Annotated in this window: 24 protein-coding genes; 12 read left to right on the plus strand and 12 right to left on the minus strand. The window is 39.6% G+C overall.

Annotated features, from left to right (window positions below):
* The first annotated feature begins 222 nt into the window (after nt 1-222).
* Complete coding sequence (locus tag AC805_RS21700) at nt 223-546, plus strand: helix-turn-helix domain-containing protein (RefSeq protein WP_055077338.1); 324 nt, start codon at nt 223-225, stop codon at nt 544-546.
* On the opposite strand, the gene AC805_RS21705 is transcribed toward AC805_RS21700, so the two are convergent.
* Together AC805_RS21705 and AC805_RS21710 are read right to left on the minus strand one after the other, a co-directional pair.
* Nucleotides 547-894, minus strand: a complete 348-nt coding sequence (locus tag AC805_RS21705; RefSeq protein WP_055077339.1) for a type II toxin-antitoxin system RelE/ParE family toxin — start codon at nt 892-894, stop codon at nt 547-549.
* A gap of 89 nt (nt 895-983) precedes the next feature.
* Complete coding sequence (locus AC805_RS21710) at nt 984-1,553, minus strand: NYN domain-containing protein (protein WP_055077340.1); 570 nt, start codon at nt 1,551-1,553, stop codon at nt 984-986.
* Nucleotides 1,554-1,688: 135 nt separating this feature from the next.
* Here AC805_RS21710 and AC805_RS21715 point away from each other — a divergent pair, with 135 nt between their 5' ends.
* Together AC805_RS21715 and AC805_RS21720 are read left to right on the plus strand one after the other, a co-directional pair.
* Nucleotides 1,689-2,297 carry a restriction endonuclease subunit S gene (locus AC805_RS21715; RefSeq protein WP_055077341.1) on the plus strand — a complete coding sequence of 203 codons (609 nt, stop codon included), beginning with the start codon at nt 1,689-1,691 and terminating at the stop codon, nt 2,295-2,297.
* Nucleotides 2,294-3,721 carry an N-6 DNA methylase gene (locus AC805_RS21720; RefSeq protein ID WP_055077342.1) on the plus strand — a complete coding sequence of 476 codons (1,428 nt, stop codon included), beginning with the start codon at nt 2,294-2,296 and terminating at the stop codon, nt 3,719-3,721. Before AC805_RS21715 ends, AC805_RS21720 begins: the two co-directional genes overlap by 4 nt.
* Nucleotides 3,722-3,924: 203 nt before the next feature.
* On the opposite strand, the gene AC805_RS21725 is transcribed toward AC805_RS21720, so the two are convergent.
* Genes AC805_RS21725 through AC805_RS21735 form a run of 3 tightly spaced genes read right to left on the minus strand, consistent with a single transcriptional unit; the run spans nt 3,925 to nt 5,197 of the window.
* Nucleotides 3,925-4,320 (minus strand): type II toxin-antitoxin system VapC family toxin, encoded by a 396-nt coding sequence (locus AC805_RS21725; protein WP_055077343.1) that lies wholly within the window; start codon nt 4,318-4,320, stop codon nt 3,925-3,927.
* An 8-nt stretch (nt 4,321-4,328) separates the two neighbouring features.
* A complete protein-coding gene (locus tag AC805_RS21730) occupies nt 4,329-4,532 on the minus strand; it encodes a hypothetical protein (RefSeq protein ID WP_055077344.1) in 204 nt (67 codons plus the stop codon).
* 38 nt (nt 4,533-4,570) lie between these two features.
* Entirely contained in the window at nt 4,571-5,197 is a 627-nt protein-coding gene (locus tag AC805_RS21735; RefSeq protein ID WP_055077345.1) for a DUF3782 domain-containing protein, read from the minus strand.
* 148 nt (nt 5,198-5,345) lie between these two features.
* Between AC805_RS21735 and AC805_RS21740 the strand changes: the two genes are divergently transcribed.
* From AC805_RS21740 to AC805_RS21755, 4 genes are all read left to right on the plus strand, one after another.
* Nucleotides 5,346-5,990: a Uma2 family endonuclease gene (locus tag AC805_RS21740; protein WP_055077346.1), complete on the plus strand. Its 645-nt coding sequence runs from the start codon at nt 5,346-5,348 to the stop codon at nt 5,988-5,990.
* A 294-nt stretch (nt 5,991-6,284) separates the two neighbouring features.
* On the plus strand, nt 6,285-9,221 hold the full coding sequence (locus AC805_RS21745; RefSeq protein ID WP_055077347.1) for a tetratricopeptide repeat protein: 2,937 nt from the start codon (nt 6,285-6,287) through the stop codon (nt 9,219-9,221).
* An 11-nt stretch (nt 9,222-9,232) separates the two neighbouring features.
* Nucleotides 9,233-9,487: a hypothetical protein gene (locus AC805_RS21750; protein ID WP_055077348.1), complete on the plus strand. Its 255-nt coding sequence runs from the start codon at nt 9,233-9,235 to the stop codon at nt 9,485-9,487.
* A complete protein-coding gene (locus tag AC805_RS21755; RefSeq protein ID WP_055077349.1) occupies nt 9,474-9,884 on the plus strand; it encodes a type II toxin-antitoxin system VapC family toxin in 411 nt (136 codons plus the stop codon). Before AC805_RS21750 ends, AC805_RS21755 begins: the two co-directional genes overlap by 14 nt.
* A gap of 67 nt (nt 9,885-9,951) precedes the next feature.
* Here the strand turns inward: AC805_RS21755 and AC805_RS21760 are convergent, their stop codons facing one another.
* Together AC805_RS21760 and AC805_RS21765 are read right to left on the minus strand one after the other, a co-directional pair.
* The gene (locus AC805_RS21760; protein ID WP_055077350.1) at nt 9,952-10,968 is read right to left on the minus strand and encodes an alpha/beta fold hydrolase; all 1,017 of its coding nucleotides are present in this window, start codon (nt 10,966-10,968) and stop codon (nt 9,952-9,954) included.
* Nucleotides 10,965-12,005 carry a fatty acid desaturase family protein gene (locus tag AC805_RS21765; protein ID WP_055077351.1) on the minus strand — a complete coding sequence of 347 codons (1,041 nt, stop codon included), beginning with the start codon at nt 12,003-12,005 and terminating at the stop codon, nt 10,965-10,967. Before AC805_RS21765 ends, AC805_RS21760 begins: the two co-directional genes overlap by 4 nt.
* 136 nt (nt 12,006-12,141) lie before the next feature.
* Between AC805_RS21765 and AC805_RS21770 the strand changes: the two genes are divergently transcribed.
* On the plus strand, nt 12,142-12,864 hold the full coding sequence (locus AC805_RS21770; protein WP_055077352.1) for a creatininase family protein: 723 nt from the start codon (nt 12,142-12,144) through the stop codon (nt 12,862-12,864).
* Nucleotides 12,865-13,259: 395 nt separating this feature from the next.
* On the plus strand, nt 13,260-13,814 hold the full coding sequence (locus AC805_RS21775; RefSeq protein ID WP_009627592.1) for a hypothetical protein: 555 nt from the start codon (nt 13,260-13,262) through the stop codon (nt 13,812-13,814).
* Between the two features lie 38 nt (nt 13,815-13,852).
* On the opposite strand, the gene AC805_RS21780 is transcribed toward AC805_RS21775, so the two are convergent.
* A complete protein-coding gene (locus tag AC805_RS21780) occupies nt 13,853-15,097 on the minus strand; it encodes a PQQ-binding-like beta-propeller repeat protein (protein WP_055077353.1) in 1,245 nt (414 codons plus the stop codon).
* Nucleotides 15,098-15,603: 506 nt separating this feature from the next.
* Here AC805_RS21780 and AC805_RS21785 point away from each other — a divergent pair.
* Entirely contained in the window at nt 15,604-16,602 is a 999-nt protein-coding gene (locus AC805_RS21785) for a phosphoribulokinase (protein ID WP_055077354.1), read from the plus strand.
* Nucleotides 16,603-16,811: 209 nt separating this feature from the next.
* Here the strand turns inward: AC805_RS21785 and AC805_RS21790 are convergent, their stop codons facing one another.
* The 3 genes from AC805_RS21790 to AC805_RS21800 all read right to left on the minus strand — a co-directional run bounded on the left by AC805_RS21790 (nt 16,812) and on the right by AC805_RS21800 (nt 18,779).
* Nucleotides 16,812-17,219, minus strand: a complete 408-nt coding sequence (locus tag AC805_RS21790) for a DUF2996 domain-containing protein (RefSeq protein WP_055077355.1) — start codon at nt 17,217-17,219, stop codon at nt 16,812-16,814.
* Between the two features lie 63 nt (nt 17,220-17,282).
* Complete coding sequence (locus tag AC805_RS21795) at nt 17,283-17,633, minus strand: NAD(P)H-quinone oxidoreductase subunit M (protein WP_009625405.1); 351 nt, start codon at nt 17,631-17,633, stop codon at nt 17,283-17,285.
* Between the two features lie 135 nt (nt 17,634-17,768).
* Nucleotides 17,769-18,779, minus strand: a complete 1,011-nt coding sequence (locus AC805_RS21800; RefSeq protein WP_055077356.1) for an RNA polymerase sigma factor, RpoD/SigA family — start codon at nt 18,777-18,779, stop codon at nt 17,769-17,771.
* A 1,425-nt stretch (nt 18,780-20,204) separates the two neighbouring features.
* Between AC805_RS21800 and AC805_RS21805 the strand changes: the two genes are divergently transcribed.
* Nucleotides 20,205-21,014: a DUF928 domain-containing protein gene (locus AC805_RS21805; protein ID WP_055077357.1), complete on the plus strand. Its 810-nt coding sequence runs from the start codon at nt 20,205-20,207 to the stop codon at nt 21,012-21,014.
* Nucleotides 21,015-21,344: 330 nt separating this feature from the next.
* On the plus strand, nt 21,345-22,865 hold the full coding sequence (locus AC805_RS21810) for a bifunctional aminoglycoside phosphotransferase/ATP-binding protein (protein ID WP_055077358.1): 1,521 nt from the start codon (nt 21,345-21,347) through the stop codon (nt 22,863-22,865).
* 254 nt (nt 22,866-23,119) lie between these two features.
* On the opposite strand, the gene AC805_RS21815 is transcribed toward AC805_RS21810, so the two are convergent.
* Nucleotides 23,120-23,647, minus strand: coding sequence for a hypothetical protein (locus AC805_RS21815; RefSeq protein ID WP_055077359.1), 528 nt, complete (start codon nt 23,645-23,647; stop codon nt 23,120-23,122).
* Between the last annotated feature and the right edge of the window lie 15 nt (nt 23,648-23,662).

Here is a 23,662-nt window from a genome sequence, read left to right on the forward strand (position 1 = left end):
CAGCAATTCTCATTATGACTTTTGATTTGTCTAAGCCGTCAAATTTTGAACGAAAGCATCGGCTTTTTAAAGATCGCTATTGCGGCTATTCTCAATAGTTGCCGCCAGATAAAGACAAAATTTTCATAATGAGAATTGCTGTGATTTAGTAACCTCTATATTTGACTAGTTATATAAAATTTTGTATAATATGTGATTATTGAATCTAAGTAGCAATCAATTATGACAATCACATTTTATGACAGTCCTTTCCATGCGATCGAGGAGCCTGAGATAGCTAGTAAGTCGGTTTTGAAGGCTGATTTGACGATCATGATTCGCGACATAATCGAAAGTAAGGGTTGGACACAGACTGAAGCCGCAAAGAACTTGGCTGTTTCTCAGCCCCGTGTGTCTGATATTGTGAATGGCAAGATTGATAAGTTCACTTTGGATATGCTTTTTTCAATGCTTGATAAGCTTGGATTTAGGACTGAGTTTAGTTTTAGAAGTTTAGAGGAAGCTTCGATAAAGATTCAAATTAAAGATTTCGCAAAAGTTGCCTAGCTATTTCTGTTTTTTTATTTTGTCTAGTCCAGATTTCAGTTCTTTATACCTTTGTTCAATGGTTTTCATAGCTTGCCGATCTACTCCATTAGTTGTTTTTTCAAAGGAATGTAGGACAAAGACAGTATCTAGAAATTTGGCTATATAGACACACCTAAAAGCTGGACTGCCATTGATTTTAAGTTCAACAATACCAGCGCCAATGCTACTGAGAAGCTGTATTGGTAAGAATGGCTTTTTATCGTCTTGGATAGCTCTTAAACTAGTTCCAAATTGCTGTTGGATTTCTTTTGGAAAATCTTTGAATTCTCTTTCAGCAGCATCACTAACAAAGGCAAATTGTTTCATATTTATTTTCTTAAATCATTCTATTATTAAACTTAAACAGAGTAAGTCTCACAAGTTTTGAAGAAACTTACTCTGCTTTTGATGTGACCTTATGAGGCTTTGATATCAAAAAGACTTTCCAAGTCAACATAGGAATTGGCAGCATTTTTGAGTAATGGACTTGTCATAGAGTTCAGTCCAACTACTACTACACACTTACCCATTTGCTTTAGGCGTTTAACAGCCCAGCAAAAATCACCATCACCACTCACGAGAATAACGACATCATAAGAATCAGCTTTGCTGCACATTGCCCACGTAATCTCTACATCTAAGTTAGCCTTTCTAGTCCCGTCTAATCTTTGAACTATGGGTTTTGCATGAACATGAAAACTAATCCGCCTCAAAGAGCGGATTAGTTTTTTCTCTGTCTCACTTTCAGGATTTAAACTCATATAGATATATATGTCTTCTACGTTAAGCCTATTCCTCAAATCTTGGTATATTTTCAGATCCTTTCTGACTCTGATTTTTCTGAGAGCATAGAACAAGTTTGAGTCATCAACAAACATGACTATTCTTTCTCCACATAGCTTTAATGGTTTGCCAGTAAAGTTTCTAGGCATTTCCAAAAGACTATCCTTTGTGCTTACAACTAAATTTTGATGGACTGTAGTCATGGCAATCACTAATTTACAAGTACTACTATAAGGTAACACACATTTGTAATATTACAATAGTACAAAACAAATATTTTTTTGCAACATGGTATTATGTTCTCAAGAAACTATAAACCGTCATCAAATAAAAACTACATGAAAAATACAGTGGCTAAACTTGACTGTCAGTATTCAGCAATTGAGCAAGTAGTAAATCTGACTCAAGGTATTCCTGTGAGGCGATATCAAAATGATAATGGGATGTCCTGTCATCTTATAAGTCCAAAACACTTAGACGGATTGACCCTTAAAGGAGACTTAGATGAAGTAAAGCTTGCAAATGTAGATCAAGGGAAATATGGTTTGCGCTTAAATGATATTGTCATGATTATTCGCTACAAGATTGGGGCAACTTCTTTAGTAACATCAGATTTTGTGGGTAGTATTGCTGATAACAACTTGGCTGTTCTCCGATGTAAAAATTCTTCTCAAATTTTGCCGAGCTATTTGGTCGCAATCTTAAACTCAGAATGGTTTTATCATAATCAGTTATCAGCAATCACAGGATCATCTACAGTAATTTCAATCTCTTTATCTCAATTACGGAAATTAAAAATTCCTATACCGAGTTTAGAGAATCAATCTAAAATTGCAGATTTATTATTTGCGATGGATAGTTTAAGACAGACTTCTTTAAATGCTTTAAAAATACGACAGCAAATTACAGAACAGAGTTTGTTTCAGTTATTTGGAGAAAATGTATGAATACCAGTCAAGATTGGAAACTGTTAACAAAGGAGATATTTCAATTGAGAGAGACTTCAAGTCTTTCTACTCAAGATTGGTTATTGCATTGCTTAGCTCTATTGTTTTTAAAATATATATCTGATTTAACATATGCTCAGTCCAATCAAATTGATAAATATTTTACTCGAATGCCTAGCGATATCTGCTGGGACAACTTTGTGAAAGCTAGTAATCTGGGAGAGGTATTAGATAAGACTATTAATCAAATTAGTGATGCTAATCCAAAACTCAAGTGCATTTTGGGACAATCAAATTTTTCTAAAATCCCAGAAAGAATTCTCAACGCAATGATTTCAGGATTTAGTAATCCTAACATCGGAAAGAAAGGCTTTGACTTATTTTCGAGTTATGCTGAAATTGCGGAGAGTCTGATCGATTATGGGGCAGATGATGAAAAATTTTTAGGACAAAACTTTACTACAAAATGGATAACTCAATTACTAGCAAGATTAATTGATCCTCAAGAAAACTTGCCTATTCACGATCCTGTATGTGGAACAGGTGGACTACTAATTGAATGTGCAAAATTGGTAGTAAAGAAAAACAATGCAGTTCCAAAATTTTACTTGTCTGGACAGGAAATAGTTGAACAGGTATATAAAATCTGCCAAATTAATCTTCTACTGCATGGACTTAATAACTTTGAAATCAAGAATGGGGATACATTAAGAGATCCAAAATTTATTGCAGATAATAGATTAGATCAGTTTGAAATTGTCGTTGCTAATCCTCCATTTAACGCTAACGATTGGGGGTATGAACAAATTAGTAGAAAAGATAAATTTGAGAGATTCCGCTATGGAATACCACCAAAAGCAAATGGAGATTTTGCTTTTGTTCAACATATTATAGCTAGTCTTGCATCTCCTTTCGGCAAGGCAGTTATACTTGTTTCGCCTGGAGTTTTATTCCGATCTGGTTTAGAACAAAATATTCGTGAAGATATTCTCAAATCAGATGTTGTTGAAGCAGCTATTGGATTATCTTCAAGCTTGCTATATAACACTAATATTTCTCCAGCAATTCTCATCTTAAACCGAAATAAACCTGAAGACAGAAAAAACAAAGTATTAGTTATTGATGCCAGCAATGAATATCACAAACTTAATAAAAAGACAAATTGCCTAGATAAAAAGAACATTGACAATATAGTTAAAGTCTTGCAAGATTTTGAGGAGAAACAAGGGGTATCAAAGATTATTTCCCTTGAAGAAATTAAAAAAAATGATTATCAATTAAATGCTAATCGTTATATTACTGCTATTAGAACAGCAATAGACATTCAGGAAAAAGCTAGGGAGTTAACTCAGCTTGAATGGGAACGATCTGACCTAGAAGACAAAATGGATCGAATCTTGAGAGAACTAGGAATAGATGCTTAAAAACTAGCGCAGCGATCTCTTTCTGCTTGATATTGGCAATAGGATATCTCCTAATTTACCAAGTCTTTGCCACAAAATTCTGATCGTTGACGATCGCCACCGTATCCCCTGAAGGCTTAATCAGAAATAGCCCTTCCTGTGTGGCATATTCAGCTCATCCACCTTAATGCCAGCGATTAATCATTTCAATTACATTGTCTATTTCAATCCCAGAGAGTTTTTATTTTAGATGAAGCTCTTAGCATCTCATCTCTCGTAATCAACGTTGTCTGATAATAACTAGCCGTTGCCGCAATCACGCGATCGTGAATATCCCATTCTTTTGGTAATGTAAGCATCGCTTGAAAAACAGGGAAATCGAAAGCTACCACCGTAAAACCATCTCCCTGATTAATTTGTTGCAAAATCTCCTCAACTGTTACCTTTACTTTACCTTTTTCCGCAATATGTGCAAGTTCAGCCAAAACAAGTGTCGGGATTAAAATTTGAATATCGCCTTCTTGAGATTGATTAAGAATGTTCTCAGCTAAGGGTGATAAGCGTTTATCTTCAGCAATAAACCAAGCTAGAGCATGAGTATCTACCAAATAAGTATCCATTTGATTTGCTACTCTTGCCAGTTATTCGCATCTTTAAATATAGCCATTCGCGCATCGGTAAAATCCTCATCATAAATCTCAAAATTTTTCCATAGACCTTTGATAGAAGTTTTCTTGCGAGAAGTATGTAACAGTTGGGAACTAACAATCTTTTTTAAACTTTCAAGCTCTTCTTGAAGAGACTGAATACGAAGCAAAACATATTGACTCATAATAAGTTACCTCTTTAATAATCTAATTCTACAACCGTTCACCAAGTCTTTGCTACAAAATCCTGACCATTAGCGATCGCTACCGTATCCCCTGAAGGCTTAATCAGGAATAGCCCTTCCTGTGTGGCATATTCATCGGCTCGCTCATCCACCTTAATGCCAGCAATCGCGCCATAGAGCTTGTAACTTTGATACTTAGGCAGAGCCTGTTTAAAACGATCTAAAGTGATTAAAAATCGCTTCACATCGCGAACTTCTAAATGAGACTTGACCTCAATCGCTACCACTTCATTAGTATTTTCGGCGAGAATATCAATTTCGATAGAACCATTTTCATCCTGAGCTTCCACTCGCAAGGCTGTAAAATGCACTTCAATCCCTTTATCGCGAAACATCCGCACCGCCGCAGGTCTAACTAAATTTTCGACAAATTCACCCCAGCGACTCGTAATCCCACCGACTTGCTTATTTGTCTGTGCGACAATTTTTTTGAGTTCAGCCATTTCCTGCTCGGATGCGCTCTTGTACTTCTGCAAAGCTTCTTCTGAAGCTTGCTTATAGTTTTCTAAAGACTGAAGAACAACTTGTTGTTGTTCTTTGCGTTGGCGTTCACTTTCACGAAACAACTCAAAAATATCATCTATAGTTACAGGGCGTTGAGACATAGTTCTTAGCGATCGCATTAGATGTTGATAATGATTATAAACCCCCAACAATGAGTGGCGGCGCGAAGCGCCGCCACTCATCTTTTCTAGTAACTAGCGTAAACTGTAAATAGCGATCGCTGGATGAGTAAAGTTAGGAGATACGCAGATGACCACCCTATTACGAATCTCACAGATTGAAACCTTAGCAGGACAAAGCACAGTCCTCCATGAAATCGGCTGGCAACAATTTGAATCGATCCTCCAAGACCTTGGCGAAAAGCGCAGATCGAGAATTGCTTATTTAAATGGTGTATTAGAAATTGCTTTGCCCTTACCTGAACATGAAAAAATTAAAGTCTTGATTGGAGATTTTGTAAAAGCACTTCTGGAGACAATGGAGATCGATTTTGAAGGGTTTGGCTCCACCACCTTCAAGCGCATTGACAAGCTTGCAGGACTAGAACCCGATGACTGCTTCTACATCCAAAACAATGTTGCTATGCGTGGTATCCGCAAACTAGACATGACCATCGATCCACCGCCCGATTTAGCGATCGAGGTAGATGTAACTTCCAAAACTAAGTTTGATGTTTACCGCATCCTCGGCATACCTGAACTCTGGTTATACGCAGAGACATTGAAAATTTATATCCTGCGTGATAGCGATTATGTCGAATCGCAGTTCAGTTCTATCTTTGGTGATATTCCTATCCGCGATGTCATACCGCAGTTTTTAGAAATGAGTCTTAGCCAAGGACGTAGCGCAGCAATGAAGGCTTTTCGGTTATGGATGCAAGAGAACTTATCATAACTAAATTCCTATCAAACTATGCCCCATGCGACAGGCGATCTAGATCGGGTGTTAGGGCTATTGCAAGTCATTTTTCAAGAATGCCAGCAGAATTTGCTAAGATCTAGGTAAAGCTCTAAGTTAAATAAATATCTTTTCGACGCAAGATAACTAATTATCCGTATTGGAAAAACTATCTTAGCTAGTGACAGAAACTGGATATAGAAAAATTTTTATCTCATTTCTCACTGCTCATCTTGTTCGTCCTCTTTTCGTAAACGAGTAACAACTGGATTATTTAGTCAATCACATATCATGGCTCATTCCACTCCTTACATTTCACGTCAACCGGCTGAGGATTTACAAAATTCCTTTGTCAGTGCTTTAGCTAATCCTGCCTTATATCCAGTAATGTTTTATATCTGGGGTATAGGTGGTGTGGGTAAAACTACTCTTAAAGAACGATTAAAAGAAACCTATCGACAACAGGCTGATTTTACAGAAGTGTCGTTTGGATTAACTGAGCGGATTAATACGCCTATTGAGCTAATGGTGAAGCTTCACGAGCGGTTACCTCCATTGGGATTTTGGCAAGTAGATATACCAGCTAAAGATGATCCATTTCAGATGCTTTATAAGGAATATCAACAAATCGCCAATCAACTGCAAACTCAACCGATTGAGGGTAAAAATTCAGTAGAGAAAGAACAGCTAGATTTGGTAGAAAGCTTGCTCAAGCAAGGGGCAGGTGCAATAGCGGCTATATCGGGACTAAATAAACCGATGCTAGAGACAACGTTTGAAATTGCATTGAAAGGAAAAGATCTTTTGCGGAAGGTATTACAACAGCATCGAGCGACGAAGAAAAACACAGAATTGCAGGATTTGATGTTACATCCAATTCCTAAACTAACAAAAGCCTTTGTCGAAGCATTGGTATTGCGATCACAGAAAACTGGAAAGACAGTGGTTCTGGTTCTGGATACCTACGAAAAAGTCTTACCTGCTCTGGATTGTTGGCTATGGCAATCTTTGTTAGAAAATACAAAACTTCAGCAGCATCGGATACGGTTGGTGATGGCTGGTAGAAAAAGTTTATTGGATGAGGAGATGTGGCACAAGCTTCATCAGGATAGTAACCTCATTTTTGAGCTTAAGTTGAATCGATTTGATCAAAGCCAAACTCAGAGATATTTAAATAATATTGGCATTGAGGATGCGGCGGAAATCACGAAGATCTTTAACTTTACAAAAGGATTGCCCTACTATCTCAATTTATATCGACAGCATCAGAAAAATGGTAAGCAGTTTAGCTTTGCTGAGGGCACTCAAAGTATTGTCAAGTTATTTCTACAGGGTTTGAATGATAGAGAGAAGCAAGCATTACAAATTGCTGCCTGTTGCAGGTGGTTTGATCGCCGATTAATTCAACACTTGCTGGCTCAGCAATCTGAGTTGAACTGGGAAAATGGACAAAATTGCTATGATTGGTTGATCGATCGGAAAGATTTTGTGGAGTCGCTCCAAAGTTGTTATCGCCTTGATGATGTGGCGCGAGATGTTTTTCGAGAAGATCTATTTAAAGAATCGCGAGATAAATTCTATAAAATCCACCAAAATATTGCTCAATACTTCTCAGAAGAAGCAGAGAAAGCAGTCTCTACTAGTGAACACATTACTGAAAAATATAATAGTTTAGAATGGCGTAATCACAAAAAAGAATATTTGTATCACATTTCTTTTCTTAATGAGAGGGATTATCAAAAAATTTTTCTTACATATTTGTTTGAGTCTCATTATTTTCAGCAATTAGATATCGTTCAACAACCAGTTAAGAATATCTCATCTGAAGCCAACTTAGGTTTAGATAAATATGATTTACTGTCTGAGAAGGTGCGTAGATTTCTGAGCGATATTAAACCAGTGATTGATTATGGACTTGAGATTATAGAAGAAGAGAAAAGTAATTGTTATTTTATTGCAATGGATGCTTTTATTAATAATTTTCATCTATTGTGTCAGCATTTGAATAAAGTTGATGATGAAAATCTCAACAAATTATTTGATAAAAGCGATGAAGAAAAAAGTATAAGAGATTTAATTACTAACTTTTCAACTCAAATTCATACTTTTAGAGACTCATTTTATGATTTTTTATTGGGTCAGATAGAGCCAGCAAAGAAAATGATTTTCAGAAATGACTCTTTGGAAGGGTTAGCTAAGTTTGTTTTATTAATTTATAAAGCTAGATGTATTTCAGAGACCAAAGATTTGAGCCTAAATGGAGCTAAGCAATGTGCAATATCGCTAAACAATAATAACGATTACAAGGAATTCACTGCCAATATATTTTTGATGCTTGGTAAGACTTATTTTATATTAGATATGTATGAAGATGCTTGTGATTCTTATCGTCATGCTATCGAAACTAACCATAGTTATGAAGCTTTGTGCTCGATGGCTCTTTGTCTTGATATCCAAGGAAAGTATGAAGAAGCCCATGACTTTCACAGCCGTGCTTTGACTAGAAACCGTGATGAGAGAGCCAAAATAGTTCTTTTTTTTAATGATATAAAGAATCTATTAGATTTATTTCATGGCAATAAAAAAGAAGCGTTTAGCAACTATCTAGAGAATAGATTAATCCAATATTTGCCTAACATTAAAGAAGCGGAATATGCTACTGGAATAGCTTCTATACTTAGTTTACTTGGCTGGCATGATGAAGCAATTTCTTTTTTGAATAAATGCCTATTAAACAATTCTGAATCCTATGAAATATGGTATAGGAAAGGTCATATATTCCTTCAATTAGCTAGATACGAAGAAGCTGTCTTATCCTTTAATAAAGCAATTTTTATTAAATCTGACTACTACTCTGCATGGAACGAGCAAGGTTTTGCTTTAAGACAATTAGGCAGATATGAAGAAGCTATTTTATCCCATAACAAAGCCTTAGAAATCAATCCTGACGACAATAATGCATTGAGTCATCGAGGTTATGCTTTCTTAAGATTGGGAAGACTGGATGAGGCTTTTGCTGATTTTGAAAGACAAATGGAATTTAGTAAGGGCAGTTCTTATTATGACAAAGCCTGTTTCTATGCAGTACAGAATCAAATTGATGAAGCTATTCCCAATCTACAAAAAGCTATTGAGATAGATAGTGAGGAATATTCTAGCAGAGCAAAGACAGACTTCGATTTTGACAACATCCGTCACGATCCACGCTTTCAAGCCTTAATACAATAGGAGAAAACACCATGACTACCCTACTCGAACAAGCCTTTACCGCCGCTACTCAACTCTCCCAAGAGAGACAAGACCAACTAGCACAGCTAATCCTGCAAGAAATTTCACGACCACAGCATCAACAAGTCAATAAAATACAAAAAAGTCCCCTCCAAATATTTACAGAACTTGGCTTAGTTGGATGTATTGAAGGAGAGCCAGATCTCTCAGTTAACTACAAATCCATAGTCAAATCCTACATTCTCAAAAAGCATGATCATCATTGATACAGGAGCTTTTGTCGCACTTTTCAATCGTCGCGATTCTGCCCATCTAGCAGCACAAAGAGCCTTTGAGACAATCCAAGAACCAATGATTACGACATTCCCTGTCATTACCGAAACCTGCTACTTCCTAGCCGCAACAGTCAGCCACACCGCCCAATCCAACTTTCTTAAAAGCTTTGTCCTAGGAGCCTTTCAAATATTCGACCTTGAACCAACTCACATCGATCGCATGATTGTTCTCATGGAAAAATATGCAGATCTTCCAATGGATATGGCAGATGCCTCTTTAGTTGTTTTAGCCGAGCAGTTAAAAAGTGGACGTATATTAACCGTCGATCGCCGAGACTTCACTGTCTATCGCTGGAACAACAAACCATTTGAGAACCTTTTGACGTAAAGCCGTGATCGCCACATTCAAGCCTTGATACAATATAGTTACTAGAGCTTTGCTTAGCTATTTCTGCTTACCCGCTTAGCAATTCCCCAACTGCTTGGCGAATGAACTTCTCATCTTCAGGATTTTGATAGGGATTACCCGCACGATGTCCCCAGATTGAAGGAATGGGAAGATATGAACTATGGGGAATTAGAGCCGCCTCGCGATCGCAATCTTCGGGGGTGAAATACAAATCCGTAGTGCCGGGCATGACTAGGGTTTTCGCTTGAATCGACCGCATGGCAAGTTCATAATCTTTTTGATAAATAGGATTATCGCTGACATCGCACCTGAGCCAAGTATCAAGCATCGCCATCAAATTTCGCGGATCGCGCTTGCGATAACCAGCTTCCCAACCACGCAAGAGATAATCTTCGAGAGATTCATAACCGAATTGATAATACAAACCTTCACGATAAAAGGCTTGGGATGCTGCCCAACTAGCGTAAATTCTGGCAAAGGTGCGAAATCCGCGATCGGGAATTCCATCAAAATTAGTTCCATTCCAAGTTGGATCGCCAGTTAGAGAATAGCGTAAACTCTCTAAGAAAATGCGATTATGATCGGTGGTTTTCGCCGTGCCGCAAATGGCGGCGATACGTTCGACGCGATCGCTATATAACGCACCCCAATGATAGGCTTGCTGAGCACCCATCGACCAGCCATAAACTAGGGCTAAGCGCTCAATCCCAAAGACTTCACGCAGCAATTGCTCTTGAGCCGTAACATTATCTAGATGGGTAAACCAGAAACCCTGCTCAGCTAAGCCACATTCAGCGCAATTGCTGGGCGAACTCGATAGTCCATTCCCAAACATATTGATGATAATCACGAACCACTTTGTCGGATCGAGAATGCCATCAGGTCGCACTAGCCACTCAATATCAGGGTGTTGCGCTCCGTAGGAGGTGGGATAGAGAATTACATTGGAGCGATCGCTATTTAGTTCGCCGTAGGTTTGATACACCAATTGTGCTTTTGGCAAAACCGCACCGCACTGAAGCTGAAAGTTCTTAATTTCAAAAACATTTCCAAAAACATTCATGCTGCCGAGTTCCCAGTCTTCTCACCAAAATTAGCGGTGATTTGCCGATGGACATTGAAGTAGCCCTTTTCAACACATTCAAAATGGGAACCTAGTTTTGCATGGGCTGCGCCTAATTGATGGAAGGGAATGGAAGCATAGAGATGATGCTCGGCATGGTAGGAGATATTCCAAATCAAGAATCGCAGGGGCGCAAGGGTGAGCGTGGTGCGGGTATTGGCGAGCATATTGTCGGTATTGGGGCGATCGGTATGCTCGGCTAGGAGCAAAAATCGCAAAATTGGCTGACCGACTGCGAGGGGCAGCATCCAATAGGTGATAAACCAAGGCTGCTGGAAGTATACAGAAATCGCGATCGCCACGGCATAAACCAATAGCTGTAAACGGTTCGAGCGAATCACTTCGGCATAGGAACTTTCGGGAATAAAGGGACAGTTCTCGAAGTTGCCGATCGCTGTAAGAAAATGTCTCTTAAACTTACCAATCCACCAAGTAATCCCGCTAATTTCGATGATATATTCCTTGAGATTAGTCGGCTTGCGATCGCTGAGTTCGGGATCTTTATCGAGAATCTGTGTATAGCGATGATGCCACTTGTGATAGAGGCGATAGAAGGTACTATTGTAAAAAGATAAAAGTCCTGCAAACCAACAAAGGACATCATTGGCGCGATTATTGGTAAAAACAGTACGATGGGAGGATTCGTGCAGTGGCGCAAACATAATCGCAAAGCTAAATCCATAAAGCACGAGGGCAGGTATTGCTATAAACCAGCGATCGCTCAGATTCCCCATATTTGTGCCCCAGAGATAGCCACTACCAGCCATCACGATAAGATGTCCTAGTAATTGCAAAGTTCCTTTGACATTCGACTTGACATTTAAAGCGCTTAATTCTTGAGGAGAAAGAAGTTGATTCGGTTTTAGAACGGGTTTTCCTAAATTTAATTTCAAATTCATTTCAGGGTTAATTTCATTCGGTGATAGAGAAATTACATCTGCTTCACTATCAATATTTTTAACATCACTGGAAAACATGATTAAAAACTCATTATGTACTTACATTATGGCATTTGGCTTTTCATGCCGTTATAACCTATCAGTATCGCGCCAAAAAGTTTTTGAATAAGTCAAAGTTAATACTAAACAATTAAAATCTATACAATTAAAATCTATGCTCTTACATTTATCCACATGGCAAGAAGTCGAAGCTTACCTAAAGCGATCGCCAGCGGTAATTATTCCCATCGGCTCCACCGAGCAGCATGGACCCACAGGCTTAATCGGGACTGATTTTATTTGCGCCGAAGCGATCGCCCGTGCGGTTGGGGAAAAAGCCGATGCTTTGGTTACCTCGACGCTGACTCTGGGCATGGCGGAACATCATACGGGCTTTGCAGGTACGATTAGCCTCAAGCCATCTACCCTTAACTTAGTAATTCATGATGTGGTGCGATCGCTCGCCAAACATGGATTTAAACGTTTTTTCTTTCTCAATGGTCATGGTGGCAATATTGCCGTACTGAAAAATGCCTTTACCGAGATTGCTAACGAACTGCCCGATACAAGCTTTCGGCTCGGTAACTGGTGGGCAAGTAACGAAATTTATAAGCTGGTGAAAGAGTTATATGGCAATCAAGAAGGCTACCATGCCACACCTAGCGAAATTGCGGTAACCATGTATCTTTACCCTGACTCGATTAAGAACGCACCGCTCAGCCAATCGGTCAATAAGGATAGCCGTATCTATAGCCCTGAAGAATTTCGTCAACGCTATCCCGATGGACGGATGGGTTCAAATCCAGCCCTTGCCACAGTCGAGCATGGGAAACAACTTTTTGAACTAGCCGTCAAAGAGCTAGTCAGCCAGTACAACGATTTTCTTGCCGAGGCTTAATATGTAAGTAGCTAAGCATATCTAGAAGAGCGTACCGCCTGCGTAGCGGGCGGTACGCTCTCTGGTTTTGGTTTTTAATTATGCCCAGCTACTTATATGGACTAATACCAATTCACGAAAGTGTGGCAACACTTTTGTGAATTAAAAACCAAACCTAGTAGTCTGCCACGAGAACTTTGACTAGTTGGGGGTTATTGAAACGAGCGAAGCTCGTTTCAATAACCCCGCAAATTTCCTTTGGTAGACTACTAGTAAGGGTTTGAAAAGCTAAAAATGGCGTAGCCATTTTTAGCTTTGGTATAAAGCAAGATTAAGTCATTTACAGCAACGCGTAAAATCACTAATCGTTGTATGCTGATCAACTTAAACATCAAAAGTACTTGCATTTTGGCATCATGCTCGATCGTGCAGCGATAACCGTAGCTATCTCCCTATGCCCTGAAGAAGCAGTTTGCTACTTAGCGAGGGTCTATACAACCTTAGTGGTTTTCAATCCCCCTGAATTTATCAAAACATCCGTTGGCAGCAGAGTGCTAATTCATTCGCTTGGATATCCCGATAATCCCGAATCTGCTTATATATGCAAACAACTGATGGATGAATTTGGCTTTGATACCGAAACTTTTCCTGCAACTGCTCTACAGGGGCTAGCGACGATCGATTCGATATTTCCCTGCGATCGCCAAAACCTAGAAGTAGATTTTGAAATAGATCGCCAGCTAGATATTGCGCCCACAAGTCTCATTGATATTCAATCAAGGGTAGAAGATCGCGGACAATCAGCATGGTTAGTACAACTAAAAGAAACCTACTTTCTGCAAGAACCAATTTACGATGTTTTGCCTCCCATCAATACCGAAACAGGCAATGTTTGGCTACCACAACATAAATCCCATTTAGAAGATTTTCGCAAAGCTCTAAGGCGAGACATTCTCCGCAGCAAGGTTTAAAGATAGAAAGGCTTCGCTTTGCGAAGCCTTTTTAGGTTTTAGGGAATAAGAAAAGATTGCACTTTACTACTATTTTCTGCTCTTGAGAAACTGCTAGCAAAAATCAAACGTTTTGGGGATGATGCTTTACTAATGATAGCTGCATGGTAGATATGGCTATTGAGTAAAGTTGGAGTTCTCCATACCAATTTGCCAGATTTATCGTCAAATGCACTTACCCAGCTATTGTTATCGGCAGAACCATAAAAGCCAAAGGTTGCATTTTTGATTTCCATATCAGGTGCGTAAATCAGACCATCTGACCAAGTTAAATTTTCAGGTTCATTGTAATAGACACGAGGAAGTTTAAATTTGCGTGAAAATTTGCCCGTTTCCTTATCTAGCACTACAAAATTATTGCCAACATTACCCTCAGATTGCCAAACAAGGACTTCGCGATCGCTTACAGCTTTGACCTTACCAGTGATGACATATGACCACTTTTCCTTACCTGTTTTCAGGTCGATCGCTCTAATGATTCCTGAGGGTTGCATATCACCATTGCCAAAGACGGAAGTATAAATCGTATCTCCAAAAATCTTTGCTGACCATAATCCATCAGGTTCTTGAGGCGCTTCCCATTTCCAAAGGACTTTACCTGATGTCACATCAATCACTGTAAATTGTTCGATGCGTCCTGATGGAGTGTCATTAAAATTAGGTAAAAATAGCAGCCCATTCTGGACGATTGGCTCTATAAAATCATGGGCTACAGAAATACCGATTAGCCCATTAGCTTTAGGTTTATACGACCAAATAGTTTTATGGTTACTAATGCCAAATATCCATATTCTGTTTCTGCTGCTATTGTCGTTACCCCCATTAGACAACTTGGAATCACCATATACAGCGATATCCTGATATATTCCCATCGTCTTGCGGAATATGCTTTGATCCACTCTTTTTTCATACTGAAACGATGACTTAGGAGAGCCAGTCTTAGGCTCAAATCCTACAATTCCATCGTCATAACTAGCATAAATAGTTCCATTCTCTAGAAATAATTTTCGACGTTCTGAGCTATGATTCGCTGGTAATAAATTCTGCCATTGTAATTTTCCAGAAGCAATATCGATCGCAGACAGGTTTTCCGAAAAATCCTTAACGGACTTCTGATTGCCAATGACAAACAATTGCTTATCGGTGGTAATGAGCTCGCTATTTGCTTCTAAATTAGCACTCCATTCAGGTTGAATGATCGTCTCAGGATTATTACCATATGCCAAAACATGAAAACTAGTCATCAGCAATAAAGCAATTAAGAAATATTTAAAAAAATCACCGATTTTTTTTGAATACCTCAGTTTAGATATTGATGGTATTACTTGCATAACGGCGATCACTATAATTTTTTAACAAAGCTAAAGATAATAATTTACCTTACTTTTCCCGTTATTTTCCTGTTATTTTTATTATTCCAGCGTAACCGTCAATATTTCTAACGCCACAAGCATTATTCTAGTGTCGTGCATTATCATTAAGCGGAGCTTATTGCAAATAGGTTCGATTTTGAAACTATTGTACAGAGCGAGTTTCAGAGATAACGGGAAAAGCAAGAATAATTTACCTGTTGTCTTTGCTTTAAATTCATAAACAACATTAATTATTAAAATCAAAATTAAAATCAAAATTAAAATCAAAATTAAAATCAAATCAAAATTAAACTTGTACGTAGATCATTGTTTTGGTAGATTGGAGGTTGGGAAATAAGTAATGATAAATACATTTTTATAAAGATTGGTTCAGAAATATGAGCAGTAAGACCAACCGTGTTGTGGTAATCGGAGTTGCAGGTGATTCTGGTTGTGGGAAATCCACATTTTTAGGAAGACTCAAGGATCTGTTTGGCGAAGAATTTATGACCGTGATTTGTCTAGATGACTATCATAGTCTCGATCGCAAACAGCGAAAGGCAACTGGGATTACTGCTCTTGATCCTCGTGCCAACAATTTTGATCTGATGTACGAGCAAATTAAGGCTCTCAAGGAAGGAAAATCGGTGATGAAGCCGGTCTACAACCATGAAACAGGTTTAATCGATCCGCCTGAGTTGATCGAACCCAATAAAGTCATTGTGATCGAAGGTCTGCATCCGATCTATGACGAGCGCGTGCGCAAACTGCTTGATTTCAGCATTTATCTCGATCTCAGCGATGAAGTCAAGATTGCTTGGAAGATTCAACGGGACATGGCTGAACGCGGTCATACCCTCGGCGATGTCATGCAGGCGATCGCCTCCCGAAGACCAGACTTTGAAGCCTATATCGATCCGCAAAAAGCCCATGCTGATGTTGTCATTCAGATCCTCCCCACAAATCTGATTGCAAATGATACCGAGCGAAAAGTATTGCGGGTGCGTTTAATCCAGCGCAGTGGCGTTGAGGGGTTAGAGCCAGCTTATCTATTTGATGAAGGGTCAACGATTTCTTGGATTCCCTGCGGTACCAAACTGACCTGCTCCTATCCTGGCATTAAGCTATTTTCGGGACCCGATAGCTGGCTCGGTCAACCCGTCAGTGTCTTGGAAATTGACGGACAATTCGATCGCCTTGAAGAGATGGTCTATATCGAAAATCATCTCAGTAGTATCAATACCAAGTTTTACGGAGAATTGACGCAACTCCTACTCAAGCATCCCGACTATCCAGGTTCTAACAATGGTACGGGTTTGTTGCAAATCATTGTGGGGCTAAAGATGCGGACAACCTTTGAGAGACTGACACAATCGGTAGAACCTGTCACTGTGTAGGGATGCGATCGCAGTTATCGCTGTCTCCATTTATAGCTACAGTCACTTGAATTAGGACAAATCAAAACCCAAGAATTAATTGGCGGCGCAAAGCGCCGCCAATTAATTCTTGGGTTTTATGTCCTAGTACACTTGGCGACAGCTATAAAACCTGGAATCAAAACCTGTAGCGTAAGCACAGCATGCGCTATAGGTTTTATTGAGGGAATTTAATTTGGTTGCAGCCATTTCTGGGCGGTTAGGCGCTGAATTACACCAAATACCAATAAATCTAAAGGAGCTTTACGCTCATCGATCAAAAACGGCTCGATTGTACTAGGCGATCGCCCAGCATCAGCACAGGAAAAAGCCTTCTGAGCATTGAGATCTGCTTTAGAAAAATAAACTGTAAACTGGCGTAAGCCTTGAGCCCAAGTTCCACGTACTTGAAAATTAGCAAACTCCAGATGCAAATCCGTGACTCCATTTTTCCCAAAGGCTTTGGTTAAAGCTGGCAGGTAGTGAATATTGATAAATTCTTCAAAGGGTAACTCCTCGATCGCAGGAGGTTTTTCAGCTTTAGGCTTGGCGGCAGGTTTTACCTGAGTCTCTTCAGAGGTTGGTACGGTTTCAGACATAGTTTTGGAAATATTGCATTGCAAAATAATTAGGAGAGATGAGAGTCAGCAATACCATAGCCACTATTGGGCTTCGGTATTAATAATCTGAGGTAAGCCCATGCTGTAGTTAAGCGATCGGTGATTGAGATTGTAGGTAACTTCACCCTCCTGCAATAGCGATCGCACAAAATGCTCTAGATCGGAACCAATGCGTCGCAAATTATAATCAGTCAGGTCAGCCCCTTTATAGTCAGCCACTAACAGATCGAACTTGCGATACACCTTTTGGAGAGCCGCCTCTGTCCAGTTCAGCTCATTATCGGGATCGACATCTAATGTAAGCATATTCTCGCTGTCGATCAGTTCATCATTCTGCTCTTCAATAATGGCAGCATAAATCTGAATATGACGGGTTGTAGATTTGAGCGGCATAGAGGTTTGTAAATTTGGTGAGTGAGTATCGAAGAACTAACAATAGATTATTGCAAATTTTTAGAGATCCCAAACCAAACAATTTCTCTATACATATGGAAAGAGGAGACGCGATGCATCTCCTCTGTTTGTTTTTTAGCTAGCTAAATATTCCTGCATACGGGCTTTCCGTTTACGGAGATAATCCATTGCTTGGCGTTCTAATTGCCTTACCTGCTCACGACTGAGATCCATGCGCTTACTAATGCTCGCGAGGGACATCTCTTGACCATCTTCTAGCCCATAGCGTAACACCATGACTTGGCGCTGCTTTTCAGGCAATTCCTTGAGTAAGCTTTGAATATCGGTGCGTAGAGACTCCCGCTCGACATAGTTGTCAGGAGAACGTCCAGTATCTTCTAAAAGCTCGGCAAGCTCAGTATCTTGGTTGTCCCCAATGCGCAGGTCAAGGGAAATAGGCTGCCGCGATAACGATAAACATTCACGAACTTGATCGGTTTTTATCTTCAACTCATGGGCAATTTCCGCTACAGTGGCGACTCGTCCTAGATCCTGTGACAGTTGACGTTGGGCTTTTTTGATTTTGTTAAGCTTTTCGGTAATATGCACTGGTAAGCGAATTGTTCGCGCTTGCTGAGCGATCGCGCGGGTAATTGCTTGACGAATCCACCAATAGGCATAGGTAGAGAATTTAAAGCCTTTAGTTGGGTCGAACTTATCTACAGCGCGTTCTAATCCAAGAGTTCCTTCCTGCACTAAGTCCAGAAGTTCTAAGTTCCGCTTTTGATATTTCTTCGCAACGGAGACGACTAGGCGGAGATTCGCCTCAATCATTTTGCGTTTAGCTCTTGTTCCAATCCGAATATTGCTATGCAAAATCTCTGGCTCAAGACCAACCGCTTCCGCCCACTCTTGCTCAGTTGGTAAGCGATCGCTGTCATGGGCAATTTTTTCTTGCACCTCAAACAGTAACATCATCTGCTGCACTTGCTTACCGTACACAATCTCCTCCTCATTGCTGAGTAGAGGGATTTTGCCAATTTCATGCAAATACGTGCGAACCATGTCAGCAGACAGACCGACCTGCTTGTTAGCTTGCCTATCCACTGTCTTTGGTGTGGGTTGGGTCAATGGTTCTTCAGACATATCGCTCCTCAAATTTTTAAACTAAGCGTTTTCAAGAGTGCTTCTCCAAGACTAGAAGTCTGAAACAAAGAAGACCTTATAACTTTAAAATTTAAACGTAGTAGCTTAACAGCTAAAAATCATAATCTTTAAGTTTTATAAATTCAGTCTATAAATGCGTCAAATGCTCCAAGGTTGATTTGTATAATACAGGGTTAACCTTTTAATCTCTTGCGTCTGGAGTTACATATTATTACAAATTAACTAAAAAAGTCAAAGGGTGGATATTACTATCTATCTCAAGATTTAGTTGGGTTTTGACTTGAATTTTGGCGCGAATTTCGACTTGAATTTTGACTAAGTATTTACACCTATTAAACTGCCCTTTTAAATTGCTCTTTTAAATTCTCAATTTGCTCACCCAATTGTTATTAATACAACTACAAAGCCTTACTGCTAGAAGCCAATCCTAAACTCTAGACATCCTCAAAAAAATCAATCTATAATAAAATTACGTATGTAAGCCCTAGTTTGGATTTAGAAAGTTTCCAAGAATACTATTCTTTAAAGGGATTATTTTTAGAGGGATTATTTTAGAGGGATTATTTGGATGTCAATTTGGCAGAAAAATGAGAAAGGAAAAACTGAATCTCGGATCGCTAAACATGAATTGTGATGGTTAAGTCACATCCAAAATCAGAACAGTCTTAGCTGATAGAGATGAATGCCATGCTTAATTACACTGACTGCTAGAGTGCAAAAGACGAATATTAGAAACCTGAGGTTCCCTATAATTACTTCTTTAGAATTAACTATAAACTTTTGCTTACGAGTGAACTTCTCAACACCAACACCAAAGTAATTATTCCCTGTGTGGGCTTTTTCTTATCTTTAATTTTGTTTAAGAAAGTTAATTAAGTCGATCCTTACGAGTAATAAATTCTATGGGTGAAGACTAGGATTAATTGTCTTAAAAACTGCATTTGCGCGATCGCATAGACTAATAATCTTTATTGTGAGAGGAAAGTCGCAAAATGCAATCACTCATTTGGATGAAGTCAAACATTAAAACAAACGATCCCCATCTAGTTACCTTGATACTATGAAAGCAATCTATCGAGATTTGATTAAGAATAATTAACGTTAATTCTGGATAATTTGAAACGGACTTTGAGAAAGGTTTTGCGTCGCAAACCCTTTCTCAAAGTCCAAAAGTAAAAGCCTTGCTTCGCAAGGCTTTTACTTTTGGACTTTTGAAATTTGCTATCCTAACCCGAACTGACGTTAATTTAGATTTAAAGACCTGAAATATTAAAGTTTGACTAGTTAGGGAACTTCTGAGGACAATTATTCGATCTGAAAATTAGAATCAGCTTTTAATAGGGTGGGTACTCTATATAAAACTGGTAAAAGTAACTAGGATCATTCAACTAGGATTATTCAACAATGATTTTATCTGGGATCAAAAAGATCGCGTTTGGTACAATTACGGTAGCTGCTCTTGCAAGCTCAACGATTTTTGTGCCTTCAGCCTTTGCCCAGTATGGCTTAGGCTTGTCAAAATCCGCAGGTACTGGTGGGGCAACTAGAGGCAGTTTACCACAAATAACGATGCTCGTTCCTGAAGATGGAGCAAAGACTGTGGCGGCTCGTCCGACATTTTACTGGTACATTGCACCTCCGACGATCGCCTCCAACGATTCTTCAACTGAATCAGCTCCCGTTCCTAGTGTTGCTGTTAAAATTCCGTTCAAAATAACAGTGTTTTTGCGCGATGGCAATGAAAAATCCTCAAAATCAATTTTCACAGCCTTGGGAAAGGGTGAAGAGTCAGGGCTATATAAACTAACATTGCCTGAGAATGCTCCCGAACTTGTCAAAGGAAAAATCTATCGATTGCAGATTCGTCTAGAATCGCCAGACAATCTAATTAATGTTAGTACGACGATTCGTCGCGATGACGATACAGTGCAATTAAAAGAAATTGCCTCAGCCCAAAACGATCTGGAAAAAGCAAGGATCTATGTAAGAAACGCATATTGGTATGATGCGATTGATGCCTATACCAATTGGTTATCTCAAAACCCCCAAGATGAAGTGGCGCGTGCCGAACGCAATGATTTATTAAAAGCGGGAATGAAGGATAACACTGCTTTTAGCAATGAAAGACAGAGCAGTTTAATGACGTTGATACACACGTTGGAAGAGAGCCAAAAGGCGATCGCTATTGTCTTGTATCCTAAAATCCTGCAATAAGTGATACCAATTCACGCTAATTCACGAAAGTATGACAACCCTTTTGTGAATTAAATTTGTGAATTAAAAACTAAACCTACTAAGGATTTTCAAGTAAGGATTTTCAAGTAAGGATTTTCAAGTAAGGATTTTCAAGTTCAGAAATGGCGTAGCCATTTCTGAACTTGGCATTAGATGTGAAGTAGCTAGGCGCAATTAAATATAAAACCCAGAATCAAAACCTGTAGCGCACGCTCAGCCTGCGCTACAGGTTTCGAGGTTTTATATTTAATTGCATCTAGCTACTTAGCTATTAGCCAACTACTAACTTCACAAATTACCAATTCCCCTATGTCCTTACCGCCAATTATCGAGCAAATGCTCGCGCCCGAATTTTACGATCATCCTGTTGTTGAGCCGATTCAACTTCTGCAAACGCATATTTCCTTTGTGCTATTGACAGGAGACTATGCCTATAAAGTCAAGAAACCCATGAATTTTGGCTTTCTCGATTTTTCGACCTTGGCAAAGCGCAAATATTTCTGTGAAGAGGAACTCCGCCTCAATCGCCGCCTTGCTCCCGATCTGTATCTCTCGGTTTTGCCCATTGGGGAAACCGATGGGAAATATCATTTTGATCGCTCTGGCGAAAAAACGGCAGTCGAATATGCGATCGCTATGCCAGAGTTTTCGCAAGAGGATTTGTTAATTGAGATGTTTGCCTCAGGTCGGCTGACGGTCGATCATGTAAAACAAATTGGCGAACAATTGGCGGCTTTTCATCAACAGGCGCTAACTAACGATCATATCAATACTTTTGGCACAGCCGAAGCAGTACGCGCCGTCGCCAATGATAACTATGCTTCTACGGAGAAGTATATCGGGCTAGCTCAAACCGCCGAGTATTTCGAGCAAACTCGCGCCTATACCGAGAAATTCTTTGCCGAAAATGCTGACTTATTTAGCGATCGCATTGCTAAGGGCAAGGTGCGGGAATGTCATGGTGATGTGCATTTAAAAAATATTTGTCTCTATCAAGATAAAATTCAAATTTTTGATTGTATCGAATTTAATGAACCATTCCGAAATAGTGATGTACTGTACGATGCTGCCTTCCTACTAATGGATTTGCAATTTCGCGGCAGAAGAGATCTCGCCAATATCTTCCTCAATACCTACCTAGAACGTACTGGCGATTACGAGGGTGCCGTGCTGTTACCTCTGCATTGCAGTATGCGTGCCTATGTGCGGGCTAAGGTGACATCATTCCTGCTCGACGACCCCAATATTCCTGCGGATGTGAAAGCGAATGCTCAAACGGAAGCTGCCGCCTATTACAAATTGGCTTGGGAATATACGCAACCCAAACAGGGCAAATTGATCGTCATGTCGGGGGTGTCTGGCTCTGGCAAAAGTACGACCGCAAGGGCGATCGCTTCTGAACAGGATGCGATTTATCTGCGATCGGATGCTATCCGCAAGCAAATTGCGGGAATCGATTTGATGGAACGCGGTAGTGATGAGATCTATACGCCAGAGATGACGGCGAAAACCTATGCCAGATTAGCGGAATTAGGTTCGCTATTAGCCAGCAAAGGCTTTACGGTCATTCTCGATGCGAAGTACGATCGCATTAGTTTACGCAGTCAAGCGATCGCTGCCGCGCAAGCTCAAAATATCCCTGTAGAGATTATTTACTGCACTGCACCTGTGGAAGTTTTAGAGCAACGTTTACGCGATCGCGCTGCGGCAAATAATGACATTGCTGATGCCACGGTTGAGCTATTAGCCAGTCAGCAAGCTGCCTTTGAAGATTTCACGACTGAGGAATTGGTCTTAGTGAAGAAAGGTGAAAGAAACATAGCCATTTAGCTACTCACGATTTATGCTGTGGTTTACGCAGCATAAATCGTAAACAAACTCATGATTTTCTTTCATCTCGGTTCATCAATTAATCCGTTAATATATAAACACTAACCTTTCATTAAAAAAAATATTGCAGCAATTATCGATCAAGCGAACTACAAGGAAGTTTTTGAAAGCCTTGCTTAGCAAGGCTTTCAAAAACTTCCTTGGTTTGGGTTTGAGCGCAAAGCGCTGTATGTCCGATCGCAGTTTATATTTATCTAGTTTTCTGAATTAGTCGGGTGATATCGAGAGCGGAAAGCATTGCCGATCGCAGGAGTCAACAAAATAGCAAGAGCGATCGCACTGCCAATAGCTATATAGGGATTTAAAACCATCAATCGCGAGATCGGTTCCTTGGTGTCGATACTGAGCGCATCATCAAAAACATTGGGGATTTGTAAAAGCTTGGTTGCTGAAGGTGGTGAAATCCAATGGAAGGAAGCAGCAGTTGCGGGAAACATTACTGAGCTGTAGAGGCAAATGCTGAGAAACCTAGCCCAAGACTTTAAATTCCATAGTCCGATCGCCAAAAAAATTGGGACTATGCCAAATCCTAAAAAGGCAATTCCTGAAACTACTTGTAAATTAATGGAATTACCCCCATCTACTAAAGGTGTATCACCTTCTAGAATGCGATAAATATAGAAGTTTAATAGGCGATCGAGGATCAGCACAATGCTCGTTCCAATCATTGTGGTAGCGAGAATCGTAATCGCGATCGGACGTTTATGAACTTTAGATTTCATAGTTTTTAGGTTCTC

This window comes from Pseudanabaena sp. 'Roaring Creek' (genome assembly GCF_001402795.1).
Lineage (GTDB): Bacteria > Cyanobacteriota > Cyanobacteriia > Pseudanabaenales > Pseudanabaenaceae > Pseudanabaena.

Excerpts from the sequence above, each read along its gene's own strand:
- AC805_RS21750 (WP_055077348.1), top strand. The coding sequence starts at position 9,233 with ATGACTACCCTACTCGAACAAGCCTTTACCGCCGCTACTCAACTCTCC.
- AC805_RS21770 (WP_055077352.1), top strand. The coding sequence starts at position 12,142 with ATGCTCTTACATTTATCCACATGGCAAGAAGTCGAAGCTTACCTAAAG.
- AC805_RS21800 (WP_055077356.1), bottom strand. The coding sequence starts at position 18,779 with ATGTCTGAAGAACCATTGACCCAACCCACACCAAAGACAGTGGATAGG.
- AC805_RS21745 (WP_055077347.1), top strand. The coding sequence starts at position 6,285 with ATGGCTCATTCCACTCCTTACATTTCACGTCAACCGGCTGAGGATTTA.
- AC805_RS21810 (WP_055077358.1), top strand. The coding sequence starts at position 21,345 with ATGTCCTTACCGCCAATTATCGAGCAAATGCTCGCGCCCGAATTTTAC.
- AC805_RS21740 (WP_055077346.1), top strand. The coding sequence starts at position 5,346 with ATGACCACCCTATTACGAATCTCACAGATTGAAACCTTAGCAGGACAA.
- AC805_RS21760 (WP_055077350.1), bottom strand. The coding sequence starts at position 10,968 with ATGAATGTTTTTGGAAATGTTTTTGAAATTAAGAACTTTCAGCTTCAG.
- AC805_RS21755 (WP_055077349.1), top strand. The coding sequence starts at position 9,474 with ATGATCATCATTGATACAGGAGCTTTTGTCGCACTTTTCAATCGTCGC.
- AC805_RS21765 (WP_055077351.1), bottom strand. The coding sequence starts at position 12,005 with ATGTTTTCCAGTGATGTTAAAAATATTGATAGTGAAGCAGATGTAATT.
- AC805_RS21715 (WP_055077341.1), top strand. The coding sequence starts at position 1,689 with ATGAAAAATACAGTGGCTAAACTTGACTGTCAGTATTCAGCAATTGAG.
- AC805_RS21785 (WP_055077354.1), top strand. The coding sequence starts at position 15,604 with ATGAGCAGTAAGACCAACCGTGTTGTGGTAATCGGAGTTGCAGGTGAT.
- AC805_RS21790 (WP_055077355.1), bottom strand. The coding sequence starts at position 17,219 with ATGTCTGAAACCGTACCAACCTCTGAAGAGACTCAGGTAAAACCTGCC.
- AC805_RS21780 (WP_055077353.1), bottom strand. The coding sequence starts at position 15,097 with ATGACTAGTTTTCATGTTTTGGCATATGGTAATAATCCTGAGACGATC.
- AC805_RS21705 (WP_055077339.1), bottom strand. The coding sequence starts at position 894 with ATGAAACAATTTGCCTTTGTTAGTGATGCTGCTGAAAGAGAATTCAAA.
- AC805_RS21720 (WP_055077342.1), top strand. The coding sequence starts at position 2,294 with ATGAATACCAGTCAAGATTGGAAACTGTTAACAAAGGAGATATTTCAA.
- AC805_RS21775 (WP_009627592.1), top strand. The coding sequence starts at position 13,260 with ATGCTCGATCGTGCAGCGATAACCGTAGCTATCTCCCTATGCCCTGAA.
- AC805_RS21700 (WP_055077338.1), top strand. The coding sequence starts at position 223 with ATGACAATCACATTTTATGACAGTCCTTTCCATGCGATCGAGGAGCCT.
- AC805_RS21730 (WP_055077344.1), bottom strand. The coding sequence starts at position 4,532 with ATGAGTCAATATGTTTTGCTTCGTATTCAGTCTCTTCAAGAAGAGCTT.
- AC805_RS21710 (WP_055077340.1), bottom strand. The coding sequence starts at position 1,553 with ATGACTACAGTCCATCAAAATTTAGTTGTAAGCACAAAGGATAGTCTT.
- AC805_RS21735 (WP_055077345.1), bottom strand. The coding sequence starts at position 5,197 with ATGTCTCAACGCCCTGTAACTATAGATGATATTTTTGAGTTGTTTCGT.
- AC805_RS21725 (WP_055077343.1), bottom strand. The coding sequence starts at position 4,320 with ATGGATACTTATTTGGTAGATACTCATGCTCTAGCTTGGTTTATTGCT.
- AC805_RS21805 (WP_055077357.1), top strand. The coding sequence starts at position 20,205 with ATGATTTTATCTGGGATCAAAAAGATCGCGTTTGGTACAATTACGGTA.
- AC805_RS21795 (WP_009625405.1), bottom strand. The coding sequence starts at position 17,633 with ATGCCGCTCAAATCTACAACCCGTCATATTCAGATTTATGCTGCCATT.
- AC805_RS21815 (WP_055077359.1), bottom strand. The coding sequence starts at position 23,647 with ATGAAATCTAAAGTTCATAAACGTCCGATCGCGATTACGATTCTCGCT.